Raw genomic sequence first — 18,521 nt, 5'->3', positions numbered from 1 at the left:
GGTGCCCTATTGGGCGAAATAGGCGCGGGCGCTTTCAATATCCTGGTAAATTTGCTGGCGCAGTAACTCCAGCGAGTCGAACTTTTGCTCCTCGCGCAACTTGTGCACAAATTCTACCGCGACCCGCTGGCCGTAAAGATTGTCGGCAAAATCGAGCAAGTGCACCTCGAGTATAGGCTTAATTTTCTGACCGATGGTGGGGCGCACCCCGACATTGGCCACACCGGGTTGCACCGAGCCGTCGGGCAACCAGGTACGCACGGCATACACTCCCTGTAGCGGCGAGCGATAGCGGCGCAAATGCACATTGGCCGTGGGCACCCCCCACTGGCGCGCCAACTGCTGGCCATAGGCGACCCGGCCACTGATGCGGTAGGGCTTACCGAGCAGGCGTTCGGCCAGCAGGAAATCGCTGTCTTGCAGGGCCTTGCGAATACGCGTGCTGCTGACCCGCTCGGAATCGATTTCAAAGGTGCTGGAGTCGGTCACCTCATAGCCAAACTGCTGGCCCGCCCGGTGCAGGTAATCGTAATCACCGCTGCGGTCCTGGCCAAAGCGGAAATCGTCACCCACCACCAGGTACTTCACCGCCAGGCCATCCACCAGTACTTGCTGCACGAATTCCGCCGCCGACAGCGAGCGCAGGGACTCGTTAAAACGCAGGCAACAGACCCGATCAATTCCGGATTGGTACAGGGCCAGAACCTTTTCCCGAAAGGTCATCAGCCGCGCCGGCGCCTTTTCCTGGGAGAAATACTCATTCGGGTGCGGCTCAAACACCACCGCAATAGAGTGCAAACCGGTCTGCCGGGACTTCTCCACCACCTGTTTCATAATGGTCTGGTGCCCCAAATGGACACCGTCGTAGGAGCCTATAGTCACCACACTGCCCTTGTCGCCGGCGCGGAGGTTATGGATCCCACGGATAAATCGATTATGTAACTGTGGCACTAATGAAAACTCGTTGCTAAAGCCAGCTGCCAGGGAACCGGTGTGCGATTCAAGGCCCGCCAGTATTTCGGGTAATGGCGCCAGGCGCCAGAAAACAAGGGCCGGAGTATACCCCAGATGCGCACACGGGTTAATCAATTTGCGCGAGACGGCGACTCCGGCCCGGCTCCCGCCGGCCGCGACGCGGTCAGAAGCGGGCGCGCAGGTGGCGCAAGCGCACGCCGGCCAGCGCCAGGGCAACCAGGTACACCCCGAGACCGGCGCCGCACACCAGCGCCAGGTTGAGGATACGCGGCCACCAGCCCAGCGCTACCCAGCTGCCCAAATAGGCCGAGAGCCACCACAGCACCGCCACCATCAACAGGTTGGCAAACAGCATTTGCAGCATAAACAGCCGCCAGCTGCCGACCGCGGCGTTGCAACCGGGTTGATAGACGCCACCCCGATACAGGCCACGCCAGAGCAGCCCGGCGTTAATAAACGCCGCCAGCGAGGTGGCCAGGGCCAGGCCGACATGGCCCAAATTAAAGTAAAAATAGAGCGGCGCCACGCAAATGACGTTCAGCACCATATTGCTGAGCATGGCGATAATGCCGATACGCACCGGCGTTTTGGTGTCCTGGCGGGCGTAGTAACCGGGGGCCAATACCTTGATCAACATAAACGCAGTCAGTCCGATCGAGTAGGCCTGCAAGCTGTAACTGGACATACGGATATCCAGCAGCGAGGTCTTGCCGTACTGGAACAGGGTCAGCAGTATCGGCTCCGCCAACACCATCAATGCCAGGGCGGCGGGCAACGCGATCAGCAGCACCATGCGGATCGACCAGTCGAGGGTGGCACTGAATTGGGTCGGGTCCTCGGCGGCGTGCTGGCGCGACAGGCGCGGCAAAATAACCGTGGCGATGGCAATGGCGAATACCCCCAGCGGCAACTCCGACAAACGATCGGAATAGTAGAGCCAGGAGACGCTGCCGGTGGGCAGGAACGACGCCAGCACCGTATCCAGCAGCAGGTTAATCTGGCTCACTGAGACGCCAAATATGGCCGGCGCCATCAAGCGCAAAATGCGCACCACCCCTTCATCGCGCCAATCCACCTTGGGTGCCGGCAGCAAACCAAGGCGCCATAAAAACGGCAGCTGGAACAGCAGCTGGATAAAGCCCGCGGCCAACACCCCCCAGGCCAGTGCCAGCACCGGCGGGTCAAAATAGGGCGCCGCCAGCATGGCGGCGGCAATCAGCACTACATTCAGCAGCACCGGGGTAAACGCCGGTATCGCAAAGCGGTCGTAGCTGTTGAGCACGGCACCGGCCAGGCCGGTCATGGAGATCAGCATCAGGTAGGGAAAGGTGATGCGGATCATCTCCACGGTGAGCGGATAGCGCACCGCGTCGTGCAAAAATCCGGGGGCAAACAGGGCTGCCAGAACCGGTGCCCCCACAACCGCCAGCAGGGTCAGGGCCACCAGACTCACCCCCAGGCAGCCGGCCACCCGATCGAGCAGGTGGCGCACCGCCGCCTGGCTGCCCACTTCGCGATATTCCGACAGTACCGGCACAAAGGCCTGGGCAAACGCGCCCTCGGCAAACAGGCGGCGCAGGAAGTTGGGAATCTTAAAGGCCACGAAAAACGCATCTGCGCCGGCCTCGGCACCGATAAAACGGGCCAGCACCACGTCCCGGGCCAAACCCAGCACCCGCGACAGCATGGTCATCATTCCCACCAGGGCGGTGGAGCGCAACAGGCCGGCGGCCGGCGGCTTGCCCGGCGGCATATCGCCCGGCGATTGCTGACCCGGGGCTTGCTCGCCCGGCAACGGGCTGTCTGCAGGCGGACGGCCCGATGGCGAATCGCCGGCAGACTGATTGTGCGGTTCGGATGACAAGTGGGCTTCCAAATCCTGGCGTGGTAGAGATTGAATACTGCGCTCCGGCGCCGAAGAAGCTGCTTTAAAAGCTTTTACAGCAAAGACAGCAATAGCGACGCTTGACGACCGCGGCAGTGTACTCAAAGCCTCCGGCAAGAGCCAATGGTTCTTGGCCACCCGCCGCGCCGGTCAGTGCCGGCCGCGCCGCCACGGGCGCATCGTACTCAGGCCGACTCGAAGAAATCCAGCTGCTGCATCGGCCCGGCGCCGCCATGGTCCTTGAAACGCACCCCGATCCCCAGCAGGCGCACCGGTCGGCCGCCGCGCTGGAAGGCTTCCGCCAGCAGCTGGTGATAATCGTCCAGGCAGGCGCCCATGCCCACCCGCTCCACCGTGGTGGCACCAAAGTCATTGAACTTCATTTTCACAAAGCTCTTCAGTATTTGATAATCGCTGTCGAGGCGACCGAGGCGGCCGCACAACTGCCCAAACAGTGCCGGCAACCTGGCCAGGCACTGGCTGACATCGGGCAGGTCGCGGGCAAAGGTGTGCTCCACGCTGAGGGACTTGCGCGTGCGCGAGGGCTTCACCGGCCGCTCATCCAGCCCCCGGCAGAGTTCATACAAGCGCCCGCCGAAGCTGCCAAAGGCCTCGCTCAACTGCAGCGCACTGTAGCGCCTGAGATCGGCGCAACTGTGGATACCCATCTGCTGCATGCGCGCCGCCGTGACCTTGCCCACGCCGTGAATTCGCTGCACTGGCAACTGGGCCACAAAGCCATCCACCTGACCCGGTGGCACTACCGTCAGGCCATTGGGCTTGTGCCAGTCACTGGCGACCTTGGCCACAAACTTGTTGGGGGCGACGCCGGCGGAGACGGTAATCCCCAGCGCCGCCTGCACCCGCGCGCGGATTTCCTCCGCCATGCGAGTGGCGCTGCCAGAGTGGCTGCTACACTGGCTGACATCGAGAAAGGCCTCGTCCAGCGACAGCGGCTCAACCAGGTCGGTGTAGTCGCGAAATATCTCCTGCATGGCCTGGGATGCCTGCCGGTATTTGTCCATGCTGTGCGGCACGATAATCAGGTTGGGACACAAGCGCATGGCGTGGGCCGAGGCCATGGCCGAATGCACCCCGAACACCCGCGCCTCATAACTGCAGGTAGAGATCACCCCGCGCTTGCCCGGATCACCACCCACCGCCACCGGACGCCCGCGCAGGGTCGGATCGTCCCGTATTTCCAGGGCGGCAAAAAAACAGTCTGCATCCACATGAATTATCTTGCGCATTCCCGCTCGTCTCACATTTCGGCCCGCCAGCGAGCCAACAAACCACTGGTTATTTATACAGACTATAGCGGGTTTTGCCGCCGACCGCCACGTCCACAGCCGGCCGGGTTATACTGTCAGCCGGAGTAACAATCAGCAGCAATTAATGAGCGACAGCAAATATGACGGTAAATGCGTGGGAACCCACAGCAACAGCAACAGCAAAAGAAGCAACCATCGACGCAGATGTGCTGGCGGAGTGCATCCGCCTGTCGCGGGAGGATAAGCTGATGCGCCTGGAGGCCGAAACCTCGGCCGAGTGGCAGGCCGAACAGCGGCCGCTAATGACGCTCGGCAAAGCCGCCTGGACCGAGGCCGCCAGCCATTTGGATAACGAGGAGATTGTGCACCTGGTGCGCTTTTTTACCCTGGCGGAAATGCAGCTGGAGGGCTGGCAAGCCGGGGCCGAATCGCCAGTGGTGTGGCTGGTCAAAGTGCTGCGCAAGCGCAAGGCACCACCGTCCAAGGAATTGCTGTTGTGGATTCGGGCCAATAGCGACAACCGCTTTCTGCCCAACGGCGCGCTCTAGGAGCCGGTCGGACTTAGGGTTGCCCTGCTGCGAAAAAGCCGAGCTTGGCCATTTTTTAACCATTTTCTCGTTAAATAGAACCACTATTCGCCTCAAAAATGGTTAAAAACTGACTCAAATCGGACTTTCTCTCGCTACGGGCACCTAAGTCCGACAGGCTCCTAGCCCCGCAGCCGGTCGGCCAGTAACGGCCGCAGCCGCTGCCAGTGGTCGCCCAGCAGCGGCGGCAGGCGATAATTGCTGGCCACCCGCCAAAAGACTGGCTTGCCGTCGGCATCGAGTGCCGCCAGTGCCGGTCGCAGGGCGTTGGCGCCGCCGGGCAAAAAGCTGCTGCCACCCCGCAACCAAAGCCCCAGCGCCTGACTGCTATTGCCCTCTTCGTCATAGCAACAGTGAAAGCCCTCGGCAATAAGCGGCTGGCACCAGTCGGGCAGGTAATCGGGAAACAGCAACATGATCGATGTCGGTGGCAAACCCTGTTGCCGCGCCTGCTGGCGCAACTCCCGCAGCGCCATGCGCGCATAGGGACACCAGTGAGCGTGGACCACCACTAGCAGCGAGACACCCGCAAGATCGGTGACTTTGACCCTGCGGCCCCTGGGATCGAGAAAATCCAGGGCCGGCAAGGCCGCGCTGTCGCCGGGTTTTTCCCGCACCCCGGGATTGAGCCTTGAAACCACAAACAAAAACAGCAGTAAACTGAACAGGCCCGCCAGGCTCCACCACAACACCGGCCCCCGGCTGGCGCCGACCAGTACCAGGGCCAGCCCCACCAACCCCAGCCCCAGCACCACGCGCTCGCGCTCGTCGGGAAAGCAGAGATTGGCGCGGTAAAAGCGCCACAGATTGAGCAGCGGCAGCGGCGCCCAAAGCAGGCAGGGTGCCAGCCACAGCCAGTCCCCTTGCCACAGGTGCAACAGCGACCAGGCCACGGCTATGGCCGCGGCGATCATATAGAGCAAGACATACAGGGCTTTAAAAAGGTACATGGCCTCGAAGCTATAAAAGTCGATAATAGATAAGGAAACTACACCGCAGAATACTTGCGCGGCTAGGAGCCTGTCGGACTTAGGTGCCCGTAGCGAGAGAAAGTCCGATTTGAGTCAGTGTTTAACCATTTTTGAGGCGAATAGTGGTTCTATTTAACGAGAAAATGGTTAAAAAATGGCCAAACTCGGCTTTTTCGCAGCAGGGCAACCCTAAGTCCGACAGGCTCCTAGCGCAGCGCCGATTTACGCGCCCTGATGGTAAAGCTGATGGGGCTATCCACCTGGGTAGAGGTACAGGTGGCCTGATAATTAAGCAGATTGCCCTGCATGCTCTCGGCGTCGAAATTAATAAACAGGGACAGCTCCTGTTCCTCACCGCGCGTCATTTGTGGCTGCCCGTCATCAAATCGCTGCAGGTTCTTCATAAACCTCGTTTTCCGGTCAAACAACTTGTCGCACTCCAGGCGCAGCTGTTGCAGGCGCTCCTCCAGCAGCGGGTCACTGTCGCCGCTGGCAAGGCCCGCCATCGACTGGCCGTATTTGACGTAGGCAAATTCGAGGGTGTTGGCGTCCGCCAGCACCGCGTAGGTTTTGAACTCGGTATCGCGGCAGACCAGTAAAAAGACCGCGCCGTCGAGGCCCTGGCTGGACTCATGCAAGCTGCCGCGCAGCAGCCGATCACAGCGGTCAGTGGCCTCCAGCTTGAGCGCCGCCTGGCGCAGTTTGGGTTGCAGCTTCTGGTACTTGGCCGGTAGCCAGAGGGCGTTATTGTCGAGGGCCGCAGGCGCGGCGGCATAGAAAAGCGTTGACGCCAACAGGACGACTCCAGGTACTGTGACCGACAACCTTAACTTCAACTGAAACTTCCTCACTTATCTTATTGATTTGACGAATAAACGTACTATTGGACCAATCCGGCAGCGGATAATTCCCCAGAGGCACGGAAGCAGCCGCCGCTAACCGCACTGGCCCTTTGCCGCTGGCGGCGGATATGGATCGGGAATCAGGAATTTACCTACACCATGCCGCCGGTTTTCGCCTCGGCGGATAACCCGGCGAATTCCAGATGAAGCTATCAGTCGGTGGTTGATTTCGGCGGCGTAACGCTGCCGGGAAACGGCAGGTGGGTGATTTTGTCGACCCCCTTGAGTTCGGTAACCTTGACCGCGCCCTCTTTCTCGACTTCATCGATGCGAATGATGGCGTGCATGGGGATATAGGAGCGCGCCACCTTGTCGAACTCATTTTTCAACTTCTCTTCGGCCGGGTCGACGATCATCTGGTTTTTCTCACCGAAGACAAACTCTTCCACCTCTATAAAGCCGTACATCTCGCTCTGGTAGATGGCGCGGGCGTAAACTTCGTAGACCTGGTTCTGGTTGTAAAAAATGACTTTGTAAATCGACTTATCTGCCATAGAGGGACGCTAAATTTCACAATCTGGGGAATAGAAAATCCCACCGGCCAATCCGGAGGGGGCGAAAGGATAGCACAAATCTGGCCCGGACCACCCGGTTTAACAACCATCCAATGAATCAAATTGAGCAATTCCCCCTCGCCGCGGCATTTTTTTCATTTTGCTTTGCCGCCGCACACGGCTATAATCCGCCGTTCGATTTTATTTACGACGGCCATAGAGGCGGTCCCAGGCAATAGTCAGATGGCGGATTCGGCGCAGCGTCCCACAAAAAAGCTGTTTATTCAGACCCACGGTTGTCAGATGAACGAGTACGATTCCAATCGTATTCGCGACCTGCTCGGGGAATCGCACCAAATGATCGCCACCGACGACCCGGGCGAAGCCGATGTCTTGCTGGTCAACACCTGCTCGATCCGTGAAAAAGCCCAGGAAAAGCTGTTTCACCAACTGGGCCGCTGGAAACACCTGAAAGACAAGAACCCCGACCTGGTGATCGGTGTCGGCGGCTGTGTCGCCAGCCAGGAGGGCGAGGCCATCGCCCAGCGCGCGCCCTACGTGGATCTGATCTTCGGCCCCCAGACCCTGCACCGGCTGCCGGAAATGATGGAGACGCCGCGCGCCAATGGCGCCGTGGTGGTCGATATCAGCTTCCCGGAAATCGAAAAGTTCGACCGCCTGCCGGAACCGGATGCCGATGGCGTTAGCGCCTTTGTCTCCATTATGGAGGGCTGCTCCAAGTACTGTACCTTTTGCGTGGTGCCCTACACCCGCGGTGAAGAAGTCAGCCGCCCGGTGGGCGATGTGCTGCGCGAAGTGGCCCACCTGGCGGCCCAGGGGGTGCGCGAAGTCAACCTGCTGGGCCAGAACGTCAACGCCTACCGCGCCGAGAGCCCGGACGGCGCCCCGGTCGACCTGGCGGAGCTGATCACTTACGTTGCCGCCATCGACGGCATCGATCGAATCCGCTTCACCACCTCCCACCCGGTGGAGTTCAGCCAGAGCCTGATCGATGTCTACGCCGAAGTGCCGGAGCTGGTCAGCCATGTGCACCTGCCGGTACAGAGCGGCTCCGATCGCATCCTGATGGCCATGAAGCGCGGCCACACCGCGCTCGAATACAAGTCCAAGTTGCGGCAGCTGAAAAAAATCCGCCCCGACATGTGCTTCTCCTCGGATTTTATTATCGGCTTTCCCGGTGAAACCGACGCCGATTTCGAAGCCACCATGAAACTGATCCAGGACGTCGGTTTCGATATGTCCTTCAGCTTTATCTACAGCCCGCGCCCCGGCACGCCGGCGGCCGACCTGCCCGACGCCACCAGTGCCGATACCAAAAAGCGGCGCCTGAGCCTGCTGCAAGCGCGCCTCAACCAGCAGTCGCAGGCTATTGCCCGGCACATGGTGGGCAATGTGGAGCGGGTGCTGGTAAGCGGCTACTCCAAAAAAGACCCCGGGCAACTGGCCGGCCGCACCGAGAACAACCGGGTGGTCAATTTCCGCTGCGACCGGGCAGAACTGATCGGCAAATTTGCCGACATCCTGATCGAGGAAGCACTGCCCAATTCATTGCGCGGTACACTGGTGGGCTCCGAGCTGGACCATTAATAAAAACCAGCTAATAAAACCCAGCAATAAAAACCAGTACTTTTATAGCCGAAAAGCCATAGAATTGACTTTCCCCCAACCTCTTTAATGGAGTAGTCTAGCCTTATCGACTGCGATGAAGGCGGATACACAAACACTTTGGATACCACAGCACCCTCCCCTACCGGAACCCCGGCCGCCCACCGGGTTATCCTGGAGCCCAATGACACACGCCGCCTGGCGGTACTGTGTGGCCAGTTTGATGAGCACCTGCACCAGATTGAACGTCGCCTGAACATCGAAATCCGCAACCGCGGCAACCAGTTTGCCCTACTGGGCGAGCCCGACAGCACCCGCGCGGCGGAGCTTTTGCTGCAGAGCCTCTACCGGGAAACCCACGACGGCGGCAACCTGACCCCGGACCAGATTCATCTCGCCCTGCAACAGTCACAACTGGAAGAGCTGCAAGCCACCCCTGCGGACGACGCCGATACCGCTGACAACCAGCAACTGGACGCCATCACCCTGATCCGCACCAAAAAGTGCACGGTCAAACCCCGGGGCCGCCACCAGCAACAATATGTGCGCGCCATCCAGCGCAACGACGTCAATTTCGGTGTCGGCCCCGCCGGGACCGGTAAAACCTATCTGGCGGTGGCCTGTGCGGTGGAATCACTGCTGAAAGACGAGGTCGAACGCATCCTGCTGGTCCGGCCGGCGGTGGAAGCCGGTGAAAAACTCGGTTTTCTGCCCGGCGACCTGGCCCAGAAGGTCGACCCCTACCTGCGCCCCCTGTACGACGCCCTTTACGAAATGCTGGGCTTCGATACGGTCGGCAAGCTGATTGAACGCCACGTTATTGAAGTTGCACCACTGGCCTACATGCGTGGCCGCACCCTCAACAACTCGTTTATCATTCTCGATGAGAGCCAGAACACGACCCGTGAACAGATGAAGATGTTCCTGACCCGTATCGGCTTTGGCTCCACCGCGGTCATAACCGGCGACCCGTCGCAGACAGACTTGCCCCGCGGCCAGGCTTCCGGCCTGCGCCATGCCGTTGAGGTTCTGGACGCAGTCAAGGGCATCAGCTTCACCCACTTCACCACCAAAGATGTCGTCCGCCACCCGTTAGTGCAGCGCATTGTCGAGGCCTACGACACGCACGAAGCAGACACTGATCGCGCCACCCCGAAAGCCTGATCCAGTGCCCCATGACTTCCGATTTTAATCTCGATTTGCAAATTGCCTGCACCGGCCACGACTTGCCGGAGCAGCAGGCCATGGAACACTGGCTGCAGGCAACCCTGAGTGGCCTGCGCGAGCGCGCCGAAGTGACTGTGCGCATTGTCGAGCGCGACGAGAGCCGGCAGCTCAACCACCAGTACCGCCACAAGGACAGCGCCACTAACGTGCTGTCGTTCCCCGCTGACCTGCCCGCCGAACTGGATATCCCCCTGCTCGGCGACCTGGTTATCTGCGCGCCGGTGGTAAACGAGGAAGCGCGCCAGCAAGACAAGACCCGCGAGGCCCACTGGGCCCACATGCTGGTACACGGCACCTTGCATTTATTGGGCTACGACCACATAAATGACACCGAAGCCGACATAATGGAACAACTGGAAACAGACATACTAACCAAGCTGGGCTTTCCGCCCCCTTACGACGCATGAGGGCGGGCACTACCCGACCAATTACGGCTGACACACCAAGGAGACAAGCCAGGCCATGAGCGAAGAACCGTCGAGTAGCACCCCAGACAGCAGTCGATCGAACGACAAAAGCTGGCTGGAACGATTAATGACCGCCTTTTCCGGCGAACCAAGATCCCGCGAGGAACTGCTGGATATCATTCGCGAGGCAGCAGACAACAAAGTTGTCGAGCAGGAAGAACTGGACATCATCACCGGCGCGCTCGATGTCGCCGGTCGCCAGGTCCGCGACATCCAGATTCCCCGTTCACAAATGGTGGTAATCGGGATCGATGACAAACCCCAGGATTTCCTGCCCACGGTTATCCAGTCGGCGCACTCGCGTTTTCCTGTGATTGGCGAGTCCACCGACGACATTCGAGGCATCCTGCTGGCCAAGGACCTCCTGCCGCTGATTCTCGGTGGCACCGACAACTTTAAATTGAAAGACATTATCCGTCCTGCCACGGTAATCCCGGAGAGCAAACGCCTCAACGTGTTGCTGAAGGAGTTCCGCGAGGACCGCTACCACATGGCCATGGTCATCGATGAGTATGGCGGCATCTCCGGGCTGGTTACCATCGAGGACATCCTCGAGGAAATCGTCGGCGACATTGAAGATGAGACCGACGACGATGAAGATGCCTTTATCCGCAAGGTGTCCGACAACGATTACATCGTCAAGGCCCTGACCCCGGTGGAGGAGTTCAACGAGTTCTTCGGCGCCGGCTTTAACGAAGACGACTACGTTACCATCGGCGGCATTCTGATGCGCACCTTCGGGCACTTGCCCCAGCGCAATGAAGTGGCGGAAATCGACGGCTTCAAGTTCCGCATTCTCTACGCCGACAGCCGCCAGATCCACCTGCTGCGGTTGACCCCGCCCGGCTAATCCATGACTGACACACTGGTCGCCGAGCACGACGACTGCCGGCCCTGCACGCTGTCCTGGCGCCTGCGGCTGCTGCTCAGTATCGGCAGCGGAGCGCTGTTGCCGCTGTCCATGGCACCGCTGGATATCTGGCCGCTGGCGCTAATCTGCCCGGCCCTGTTCGCCTGGCTGCTGTTCCGCCAGCGTCGCCGCGAAGTCCTGCGCCTGAGTTTCGCTTTTGGCCTCGGCCTGTTCGGTGTCGGTGCCTCCTGGGTTTACGTCAGTATCCACGACTTTGGCAACGCCTCGATGGCCCTGGCGGCACTGCTGACCAGCCTCTTTGTGGTCTTGCTGGCGGCCATCTTCAGCCTGCCTTTTGCCCTGCTGCAGGGTCACTTGCTGCCAGCCAGGTGGCGGCCCGCAACTGCGCCCGGCAGCCGCGATGGATGGCTGCTGCAAGCCCATACCCCCGGCCTGTACCTGCTCGCCTTCAGCGGCCTGTGGATCCTGGGGGAGTGGCTGCGCAGCTGGCTATTCACCGGCTTCCCCTGGCTGCTACTCGGTTACAGCCAGCTCGATACACCGCTGGCAGGCTGGGCCGCCGTCGGCGGTATTTTCGCTGTCTCCCTGGTCGCCCTGGCAAGTGCCGCCTGCCTCTGCGCCACCCTGCTGTGCAAACGCCGGGGCCAGCGACTGCTGGCGCTGGTGCTGGTGCTGGCGATCTGGCTGGGCGGCGCGGCCCTGAAACCCATCTCCTGGACCCAGGCCGACGGCCCACCACTGCAAGTGGCGCTGGTACAACCCAATATTCCGCAGGAGAAAAAATGGCAGCCGGACTTTATACAGCCCAGCCTGGAGCGCCTGGTTGCACTCTCCGCCGCGGGCTGGGGGGCCGACTGGGTGATCTGGCCAGAGGCCGCCATCCCGCTGCTCTACCATCGCGGCCTGCCCTTCCTGGAGGAAATGCAGCGCCAGGCACTGGCCAGCAACAGCGCCCTGATCACCGGGATCCTCTACGATGACTACCAACGCGGGGTGTACCACAACAGCCTCGTGGGCGTGGGTTTGGCGAGCGGTATCTACCATAAAACCCGGCTGGTCCCCTTCGGTGAATACGTGCCACTGGAACACTGGCTGCGCGGCCTGATCGACTTTTTCAACCTGCCCATGTCGGTTATCCACGCCGGCCGCGGCGAGCAGTTCGGGCTGCAGGCCGGCTCGCACCGGTTGGCCGCCGCCATTTGCTATGAAATCGTCTACCCGGACCTGGTGGCGCGGGGCACGCGCGGCCGGGCGGCCATCATCACCGTCAGCAATGACGCCTGGTTCGGGCGCTCCTGGGGGCCACTGCAGCACCTGCAGATGGCGCGCTTGCGCGCGCTGGAAACCGGCCGCTATGTGGTGCGCGCCACCAACAACGGGGTCAGCGCGATTATTGCCGCCGACGGCACAGTAACGGTTCGCAGTGAACAATTTATCCAGACGACAGTGCTGGGTGAAGTGGAGCCGCGCCGCGGCGACACGCCGTTTATGCAGTTTGGGAGCGGCCCCGCCATAGCCCTCAGCGCGCTGCTGGCAGTGGCGGGACTGGGCGCCGGCAGCTGGCGCCGCCGGGCCCATTAAGCGGCCATAAACAGCGGCCAACAGGAAGATTTGCCAGCCGCCCCGCGATTTTGCCCGCCGCCAAGACAGGCCATTGCGCCACCCGACAGCGACCGCTCAGCCGGCAATTGGTCAGGCAGTGGCGGCCAGCGCTTCCGGCGACAGGTTTATTGACCGGCCATCCTGCAACAGGCGCCGCAGGTACACCGCTTTGGCCGACTCATCGAGAGGCTCGTCGCTGATCAGCAGCGGCGACAACCCCACCCAGCGAAACCGCCAGCGGCGCCAAACCGGGCACTGGCCGGCGTGGTATTGGAAGAAATCAACCTGTGCGGGGTCGATTTGCAGTTGTTGCATTAATTGGTGGGCGATATGTTCAGCGTTTTTCGCCAGCTGCCGGGCCGGCAGATTATCCCGACTGACCACGATCAGGGCGTAGCGGCGCTGATAATAGCGGCAGCTTACATCCAGGGTCAGTGGCCGACCGGTGCGGTCCCGCAATTGCACCACTTCCCTTGCCACGGAGCTCCTCGCCACAGTATCCCTGACTACAGCATCCCTGACTACAGCATCCCTAAACACAGTATCCATGTAAAACCAACATCCATTGCTTGTGAAGATTATCGTTATAGTGAGCGACAATTATTGCTTAATTATTAACGACGCACCAAAAAATTGCGCTTACTGGCACTCAGGGGCCACTGGACAGCCAGCATTCCAGCTCTTCTTCCAGACCGCCCTGCAAGACGCTGATTGCGCCATCCACTCCGGCCACATAAGCATCAATAATCTCCGTGCCCAGGGTAAACAGACTGCGCGCGTCGGAGCGAGTGCCGTCGCCGTGAATGATATCGCGACTGACAGTGTTGAGAAAAAACGCCAGCTTCAGCTCGTAATTCTTCAACTCCGCCAGCGATTTCCAGCCATTCTTCGGGGTTGCCCCCATATGCTCGATCTGGCGGAGAATATCCTTGTTTTCCTGCTCGGCGCACTGCAGCCAATAGCGCAGTTTTTTAGCCTGCTCCTCATCGCACTGCCCCACCACTGCCGCGTGCGTCGCCAGTCCGCGAATTCTGGCGAGATGCTCAACCAGCTGCGGCAGGGCTCGACTCACCAGTGACAAGATCCACTCGTTAAGGACACTGCTGGCCTTGGGTACGGCCGCTGCGGACAAGTTGCAGACCAGCGCCAGGGGCTCGCCCAAGCCCCGCGCCAGATCCGTACTCAGCTGCAATAGCTGCTCGATCAGGAACGAGTGATACTCGAAATTTTCCAGCAGGGCATCGCCCTCCCAGTCGTGGCAGACCGTATTCCAGCTGTGCTGGATGTTGCTGCGCACATGTTCGGGGATCAAGCTGTCGTAATGATCACAACTGTGCTCCATCACCCACAGGCGCTTGTTCACCTGGGACTGCGCCTTGGACACATCCGCGACAAACAAGCCGTCGCCGGCCAACTGCGCCAGACTGACACCGCGATGCTGCTGGATCGCGCTGATCAGGTGGTTGAGCATGCGCACAATGGTGAGCACCGATTGCCGCTCCCGATAGACGCCAATTACCCGTTGCATCTCATCTGTATCAAGCAATTGTGCTGCCGCTACTTCAGCCTCTGCCACCAGACTATTCCCTTTCTTATCCATTCGTTCCAGCTATACGCCCATTCATATTAGTAAGCCACGAATGGACCATTGTTAGTTTGTGTATAAGCAATAGCAAACACTGGACCAACTCCTGATAAATACTGGGCCTGCCAGCAGCAAGCACCGGGCCAACTCAATTTGAGCCCGGTAAGATTCCTGTGTCGCTGCTACTGCGGCATTATCACAGGGCACAATTAAAAACCAGCGCACCATACTGGTGCTAAACAGGGCTCGCCAGCCGCGGCAGCGCGCCGATGGGGTTCAGGTTTGCGCTATTGCGGCGCTTTAGCGTGAGTAAGGTGGGGCACTGGAATCCCTGCGGCAAGCCTGCAACAAGTCCTACAAGCCTATAACAAGCCCTGCCACCAGTAGACCCAAATACCCAACCACTCGTGCAGCGCGTAGTAGCTGGCAACCAGGGCTTTCGGGCTGGCCACAAAATCACTTAGGCTGACCGCATCGCTCTCGACCAGGCTCATGGGCGCGGGAATCACCATCAAACCGGCTGCTGTAAAGACCCCTTCCGCCCGCTTCATATGCCAGCCGTGGGTGACCAACAGCACTCGATCGATTCGATGCTGACGCAGTAATTCGGCGGTATAGCGGGCGTTTTCCGCGGTATTGCGGCTGCGACTCTCCTGCCACGCCACCTCGATTCCGAGATCATTCACCAGCACATCTGCCATCAACTGCGCCTCTGGCTGGCGCGATTCTTCACCGGTCACTCCGCTGCCGACCACTCCACCGCTGACCACCACTGGCAAACCGGTGGCACGCTGCAGGCGCGCTCCGTAGCGCAGCCGTGCCAACGCGTAGTTGCTGACGATGTCGCCGCCGTACTCAACTGAATCGGAAATCCGGCCTCCCCCCAGAATGACAATGGCCTCGGCGGATGCTATCTGCGCCGCCGATGGCGGCGCGTAACCGCGCTCCAAAGTAGCGAGCAGGCCGCTTCCCACCAGCGGCAGCGACAACAGCAGCAGCGAGCCAAAGGATACCGCCAGCAACACCCTCGACAACCCCGGCCAACGCCGCCAGCACAACCATGCCAGAACCATGCCCAGCAGTTGCGGCAGCGGTGGCAACAGCAGTGACCTCATAAACGCCCGCAACAACATCTCGCCTGTCTCCCTTTCCCGATCGATTAAGCCGTACCCCGGTGCCGCACGCGCGCTCCAGCAGCACAGTGCTGACTACCTACTAAGATGCGAACCACTGATTTGCGACCCTGGCACGAATCGAATGGCAGGCTCACGCTGCAATCGCTTTCTCCCGGCGCAGCGCCTATAATGTTGCGCTTTCTGGCGCCACGCAAACTGCAGCGTAAATTACAGTGTAAACATTTACCGCTTTGGCATTCAGTTTTAACCATTCAGCTTTAACAAATCAGTTTTAACGACAGGTTCATGGAAACAATGGAAGAGCAATACCACCCCTCGGTTGTAGAAGCCCAGGCGCAACAGCACTGGCAGACCAGCAAAAGCTTTGCAGTGACCGAGGACCCGACCCGGGAAAAGTTTTACTGCCTCGCCATGTTTCCCTACCCCAGCGGCAAGTTGCATATGGGGCATGTACGCAATTACACCATCACCGATGTTATCGCCCGCTTCCAGCGGATGCAGGGCAAGAATGTCCTGCATCCGATGGGCTGGGATGCCTTTGGCCTGCCCGCCGAAAACGCGGCCATCCAGAATCGCACAGCGCCGGCCAAATGGACCTACAGCAATATCGAATACATGAAGGGCCAGCTGAAAAACCTCGGCTTTGGGTTCGACTGGAACCGGGAATTGGCCACCTGCCAGCCGAACTACTACAAATGGGAGCAGTGGTTCTTTACCCGTCTCTACGAAAAAGGCCTGGTCTACAAGAAAATGGCCACCGTCAACTGGGACCCGGTGGACCAAACGGTACTCGCCAACGAACAGGTCATCGACGGCCGCGGCTGGCGCTCCGGCGCGAAGGTCGAGCGGCGCGAGATTCCGCAGTGGTTTATCCGCATCACCGACTACGCTGAGGAACTGCTCGACAGCCTCGACCAGCTGGATGAGTGGCCGGAGCAGGTCAAAACCATGCAGAAGAACTGGATCGGCAAATCCAGGGGCGTGGAGATGACCTTTGAGCTGGAGCAGCCGGTGGCAGGCGCCAGTGGCATCGATGTCTACACCACCCGTCCCGATACCCTGATGGGCGTCACCTATGTCAGCCTCGCCGCCGAGCACCCGATCAGCCTGGCGCTGAGCGCCGCCAACCCCGAGCTGGCCAGTTTTATCCAGCAGTGCAAATCCCAATCTGTGGCCGAGGCCGATATGGCCACCATGGAGAAGATCGGCATGGATACCGGCCTCAAGGCCAGGCACCCGATCAGCGGCGAGCTGGTGCCGGTGTGGGTGGCCAACTACGTACTCATGGATTACGGCTCCGGCGCGGTCATGGCCGTGCCGGCCCACGATGAGCGCGACTTTGCCTTCGCCCGCAACTACGGCCTGCCCATTCGCCAGGTCATCGCCAGTACAGACAGCCAGGACCCAACCTTCGACGATCAGCAGTGGCACGAGTGGTACGCCCGCAAAACCGATATTGCGCTGGTCAACTCCGCCCCCTTCGACGGCCTCGATTTCGACGCTGCCTTCGACGCCATCGCCACGCGCCTGGCCGAACTGGGCAAAGGTGCGGTGCGGACCAATTTCCGCCTGCGTGACTGGGGCGTTTCCCGCCAGCGCTACTGGGGCACGCCAATCCCCATTCTCAATTTGCCCGACAACGGTGAAATACCGGTGCCCCTCGAGCGCCTGCCGGTACTGCTGCCGGAAGATGTAGAAATGGATGGCGTGCAGTCGCCCATCAAGGCCGACCCCGAGTGGCGCCAGGCCGACTGGTACCAGCCGGGTGCGGAGCACGAAACCGACACCTTCGACACCTTTATGGAGTCGTCCTGGTACTACGCTCGCTACACCTGCCCTGATTTTGCCGAGGGCATGCTCGACCCGGCGCGGGCCAACTACTGGCTCCCGGTGGACCAGTACGTGGGCGGTATCGAGCACGCTATTTTGCACCTGCTGTACGCCCGTTTTTTCCACAAGCTGATGCGCGACGAAGGCCTGGTCAACAGCGACGAGCCCTTTGCCCGGCTGCTGTGCCAGGGCATGGTGCTGGCCGACTCCTTCTACCGCCAGAACGAAGACGGCAGCAAAACCTGGTTCAACCCGGCTGATGTGGAGTTGCAGCGGGACGACAAGGGCAAGGTCATCGGCGCCCGCCACCCCGAGGCGGGTGAACTCAGCCTCGGCGGCATGACCAAAATGTCGAAATCCAAAAACAATGGCATCGACCCGCAGACTGCGGTCGATCAATACGGCGCCGACACGGTGCGGCTGTTCACCATGTTTGCCGCACCACCGGAGCAGACCCTGGAGTGGAGCGACTCCGGTGTCGAAGGCGCCAGCCGCTTTTTGCGCCGCCTTTGGAAAACTGTGCACGCCCATTTGCAGGCCGGCACCTGCGGTCAACTCGAGCCCGCAACGCTGGCCCAGCAACAGCTGGACTTGCGCCGCAAGACCCACGAGACCATCGCCAAGGTCAGCGATGACTGCGGCCGGCGCCAGACCTTCAACACTGCCATCGCCGCGGTAATGGAGCTGCTCAATGAAACCGGCAAGCTGGCCGATCGCAGCAGCCCTGCCAACCTCGCCGTGGAGCGTGAGGCCCTGACCGCAATTGTGCTGCTGCTCGCCCCCATCGTGCCACACATCTGTCACAACCTCTGGCAAGCATTGGGGCACAGTGGCGACGTCAGCAACACCCCCTGGCCCCAGGTGGACGAGGCGGCACTGGTGAAGTCTGCCATTGAGCTGGTGGTGCAAATCAACGGCAAGGTCAGGGCCAAACTGGAAGTCGGCGTGGATGACAAGGACAGCGACATTATCGAACAGGCCAAGGCCAACCCCAACGTGCAAAAATTCCTCGAGGGCAAGGAAATCAAAATGTGCAAGGTGATACCGGGTAAACTGGTGACCTTTGCGGTTAAATAAACCGGCTTTACGCGA

The 18,521-nt window shown here is 60.3% G+C and carries 16 protein-coding genes; 7 read left to right on the top strand and 9 right to left on the bottom strand.

Annotation, left to right across the window (positions count from 1 at the left end):
- Positions 1 to 6: 6 nt before the first annotated feature.
- The 3 genes from ribF to dinB form a co-directional block, all read right to left on the bottom strand.
- Positions 7 to 951: a bifunctional riboflavin kinase/FAD synthetase gene (gene ribF, locus G8764_RS18440; RefSeq protein WP_166166385.1), complete on the bottom strand. Its 945-nt coding sequence runs from the start codon at positions 949 to 951 to the stop codon at positions 7 to 9.
- Positions 952 to 1,138: 187 nt separating this feature from the next.
- Positions 1,139 to 2,728 (bottom strand): murein biosynthesis integral membrane protein MurJ, encoded by a 1,590-nt coding sequence (gene murJ / locus G8764_RS18435; RefSeq protein ID WP_166166437.1) that lies wholly within the window; start codon positions 2,726 to 2,728, stop codon positions 1,139 to 1,141.
- 317 nt (positions 2,729 to 3,045) lie between these two features.
- On the bottom strand, positions 3,046 to 4,110 hold the full coding sequence (dinB, locus tag G8764_RS18430) for a DNA polymerase IV (RefSeq protein WP_166166383.1): 1,065 nt from the start codon (positions 4,108 to 4,110) through the stop codon (positions 3,046 to 3,048).
- 161 nt (positions 4,111 to 4,271) lie between these two features.
- On the opposite strand from dinB, the gene G8764_RS18425 reads away from it, so the two are divergent.
- Complete coding sequence (locus G8764_RS18425; protein WP_166166372.1) at positions 4,272 to 4,679, top strand: hypothetical protein; 408 nt, start codon at positions 4,272 to 4,274, stop codon at positions 4,677 to 4,679.
- Between the two features lie 161 nt (positions 4,680 to 4,840).
- Here G8764_RS18425 and G8764_RS18420 read toward each other — a convergent pair whose 3' ends face one another.
- From G8764_RS18420 to G8764_RS18410, 3 genes are all read right to left on the bottom strand, one after another.
- Positions 4,841 to 5,668 (bottom strand): hypothetical protein, encoded by an 828-nt coding sequence (locus tag G8764_RS18420; protein WP_166166370.1) that lies wholly within the window; start codon positions 5,666 to 5,668, stop codon positions 4,841 to 4,843.
- 227 nt (positions 5,669 to 5,895) lie between these two features.
- Complete coding sequence (locus G8764_RS18415; protein ID WP_166166368.1) at positions 5,896 to 6,483, bottom strand: hypothetical protein; 588 nt, start codon at positions 6,481 to 6,483, stop codon at positions 5,896 to 5,898.
- Between the two features lie 260 nt (positions 6,484 to 6,743).
- Entirely contained in the window at positions 6,744 to 7,085 is a 342-nt protein-coding gene (locus G8764_RS18410; protein ID WP_207951962.1) for a DUF1820 family protein, read from the bottom strand.
- A 243-nt stretch (positions 7,086 to 7,328) separates the two neighbouring features.
- Between G8764_RS18410 and miaB the strand changes: the two genes are divergently transcribed.
- The 5 genes from miaB to lnt all read left to right on the top strand — a co-directional run bounded on the left by miaB (position 7,329) and on the right by lnt (position 12,857).
- Complete coding sequence (miaB, locus tag G8764_RS18405) at positions 7,329 to 8,693, top strand: tRNA (N6-isopentenyl adenosine(37)-C2)-methylthiotransferase MiaB (RefSeq protein WP_166166366.1); 1,365 nt, start codon at positions 7,329 to 7,331, stop codon at positions 8,691 to 8,693.
- A 138-nt stretch (positions 8,694 to 8,831) separates the two neighbouring features.
- Complete coding sequence (locus G8764_RS18400; protein ID WP_166166364.1) at positions 8,832 to 9,875, top strand: PhoH family protein; 1,044 nt, start codon at positions 8,832 to 8,834, stop codon at positions 9,873 to 9,875.
- Between the two features lie 11 nt (positions 9,876 to 9,886).
- On the top strand, positions 9,887 to 10,345 hold the full coding sequence (gene ybeY / locus G8764_RS18395) for an rRNA maturation RNase YbeY (protein ID WP_166166362.1): 459 nt from the start codon (positions 9,887 to 9,889) through the stop codon (positions 10,343 to 10,345).
- A gap of 55 nt (positions 10,346 to 10,400) precedes the next feature.
- Entirely contained in the window at positions 10,401 to 11,255 is an 855-nt protein-coding gene (locus G8764_RS18390) for an HlyC/CorC family transporter (RefSeq protein WP_166166360.1), read from the top strand.
- Between the two features lie 3 nt (positions 11,256 to 11,258).
- Positions 11,259 to 12,857, top strand: coding sequence for an apolipoprotein N-acyltransferase (gene lnt / locus G8764_RS18385; protein ID WP_166166349.1), 1,599 nt, complete (start codon positions 11,259 to 11,261; stop codon positions 12,855 to 12,857).
- Between the two features lie 111 nt (positions 12,858 to 12,968).
- Here the strand turns inward: lnt and G8764_RS18380 are convergent, their stop codons facing one another.
- The 3 genes from G8764_RS18380 to G8764_RS18370 all read right to left on the bottom strand — a co-directional run bounded on the left by G8764_RS18380 (position 12,969) and on the right by G8764_RS18370 (position 15,578).
- Positions 12,969 to 13,427 carry a hypothetical protein gene (locus G8764_RS18380; RefSeq protein WP_166166347.1) on the bottom strand — a complete coding sequence of 153 codons (459 nt, stop codon included), beginning with the start codon at positions 13,425 to 13,427 and terminating at the stop codon, positions 12,969 to 12,971.
- 100 nt (positions 13,428 to 13,527) lie between these two features.
- Positions 13,528 to 14,478, bottom strand: coding sequence for a hypothetical protein (locus tag G8764_RS18375; RefSeq protein ID WP_166166345.1), 951 nt, complete (start codon positions 14,476 to 14,478; stop codon positions 13,528 to 13,530).
- Positions 14,479 to 14,825: 347 nt separating this feature from the next.
- Entirely contained in the window at positions 14,826 to 15,578 is a 753-nt protein-coding gene (locus G8764_RS18370; RefSeq protein ID WP_166166343.1) for a YdcF family protein, read from the bottom strand.
- A 315-nt stretch (positions 15,579 to 15,893) separates the two neighbouring features.
- Here G8764_RS18370 and leuS point away from each other — a divergent pair, with 315 nt between their 5' ends.
- Positions 15,894 to 18,506: a leucine--tRNA ligase gene (gene leuS / locus G8764_RS18365; protein ID WP_166166433.1), complete on the top strand. Its 2,613-nt coding sequence runs from the start codon at positions 15,894 to 15,896 to the stop codon at positions 18,504 to 18,506.
- Positions 18,507 to 18,521 lie beyond the last annotated feature (15 nt).

The organism is Pseudomaricurvus alcaniphilus, assembly GCF_011440395.1.
Taxonomy (GTDB): domain Bacteria; phylum Pseudomonadota; class Gammaproteobacteria; order Pseudomonadales; family Cellvibrionaceae; genus Pseudomaricurvus; species Pseudomaricurvus alcaniphilus.
Note: the sequence above shows the minus strand (reverse complement) of the source record. Positions and strands in the feature narration are given on the sequence as shown.

Excerpts from the sequence above, each read along its gene's own strand:
- lnt (WP_166166349.1), top strand. The coding sequence starts at position 11,259 with ATGACTGACACACTGGTCGCCGAGCACGACGACTGCCGGCCCTGCACG.
- G8764_RS18425 (WP_166166372.1), top strand. The coding sequence starts at position 4,272 with ATGACGGTAAATGCGTGGGAACCCACAGCAACAGCAACAGCAAAAGAA.
- murJ (WP_166166437.1), bottom strand. The coding sequence starts at position 2,728 with ATGCCGCCGGGCAAGCCGCCGGCCGCCGGCCTGTTGCGCTCCACCGCC.
- G8764_RS18410 (WP_207951962.1), bottom strand. The coding sequence starts at position 7,085 with ATGGCAGATAAGTCGATTTACAAAGTCATTTTTTACAACCAGAACCAG.
- G8764_RS18420 (WP_166166370.1), bottom strand. The coding sequence starts at position 5,668 with ATGTACCTTTTTAAAGCCCTGTATGTCTTGCTCTATATGATCGCCGCG.
- G8764_RS18390 (WP_166166360.1), top strand. The coding sequence starts at position 10,401 with ATGAGCGAAGAACCGTCGAGTAGCACCCCAGACAGCAGTCGATCGAAC.
- miaB (WP_166166366.1), top strand. The coding sequence starts at position 7,329 with ATGGCGGATTCGGCGCAGCGTCCCACAAAAAAGCTGTTTATTCAGACC.
- G8764_RS18375 (WP_166166345.1), bottom strand. The coding sequence starts at position 14,478 with ATGGATAAGAAAGGGAATAGTCTGGTGGCAGAGGCTGAAGTAGCGGCA.
- leuS (WP_166166433.1), top strand. The coding sequence starts at position 15,894 with ATGGAAGAGCAATACCACCCCTCGGTTGTAGAAGCCCAGGCGCAACAG.
- ybeY (WP_166166362.1), top strand. The coding sequence starts at position 9,887 with ATGACTTCCGATTTTAATCTCGATTTGCAAATTGCCTGCACCGGCCAC.
- G8764_RS18380 (WP_166166347.1), bottom strand. The coding sequence starts at position 13,427 with ATGGATACTGTGTTTAGGGATGCTGTAGTCAGGGATGCTGTAGTCAGG.
- dinB (WP_166166383.1), bottom strand. The coding sequence starts at position 4,110 with ATGCGCAAGATAATTCATGTGGATGCAGACTGTTTTTTTGCCGCCCTG.
- G8764_RS18370 (WP_166166343.1), bottom strand. The coding sequence starts at position 15,578 with ATGAGGTCACTGCTGTTGCCACCGCTGCCGCAACTGCTGGGCATGGTT.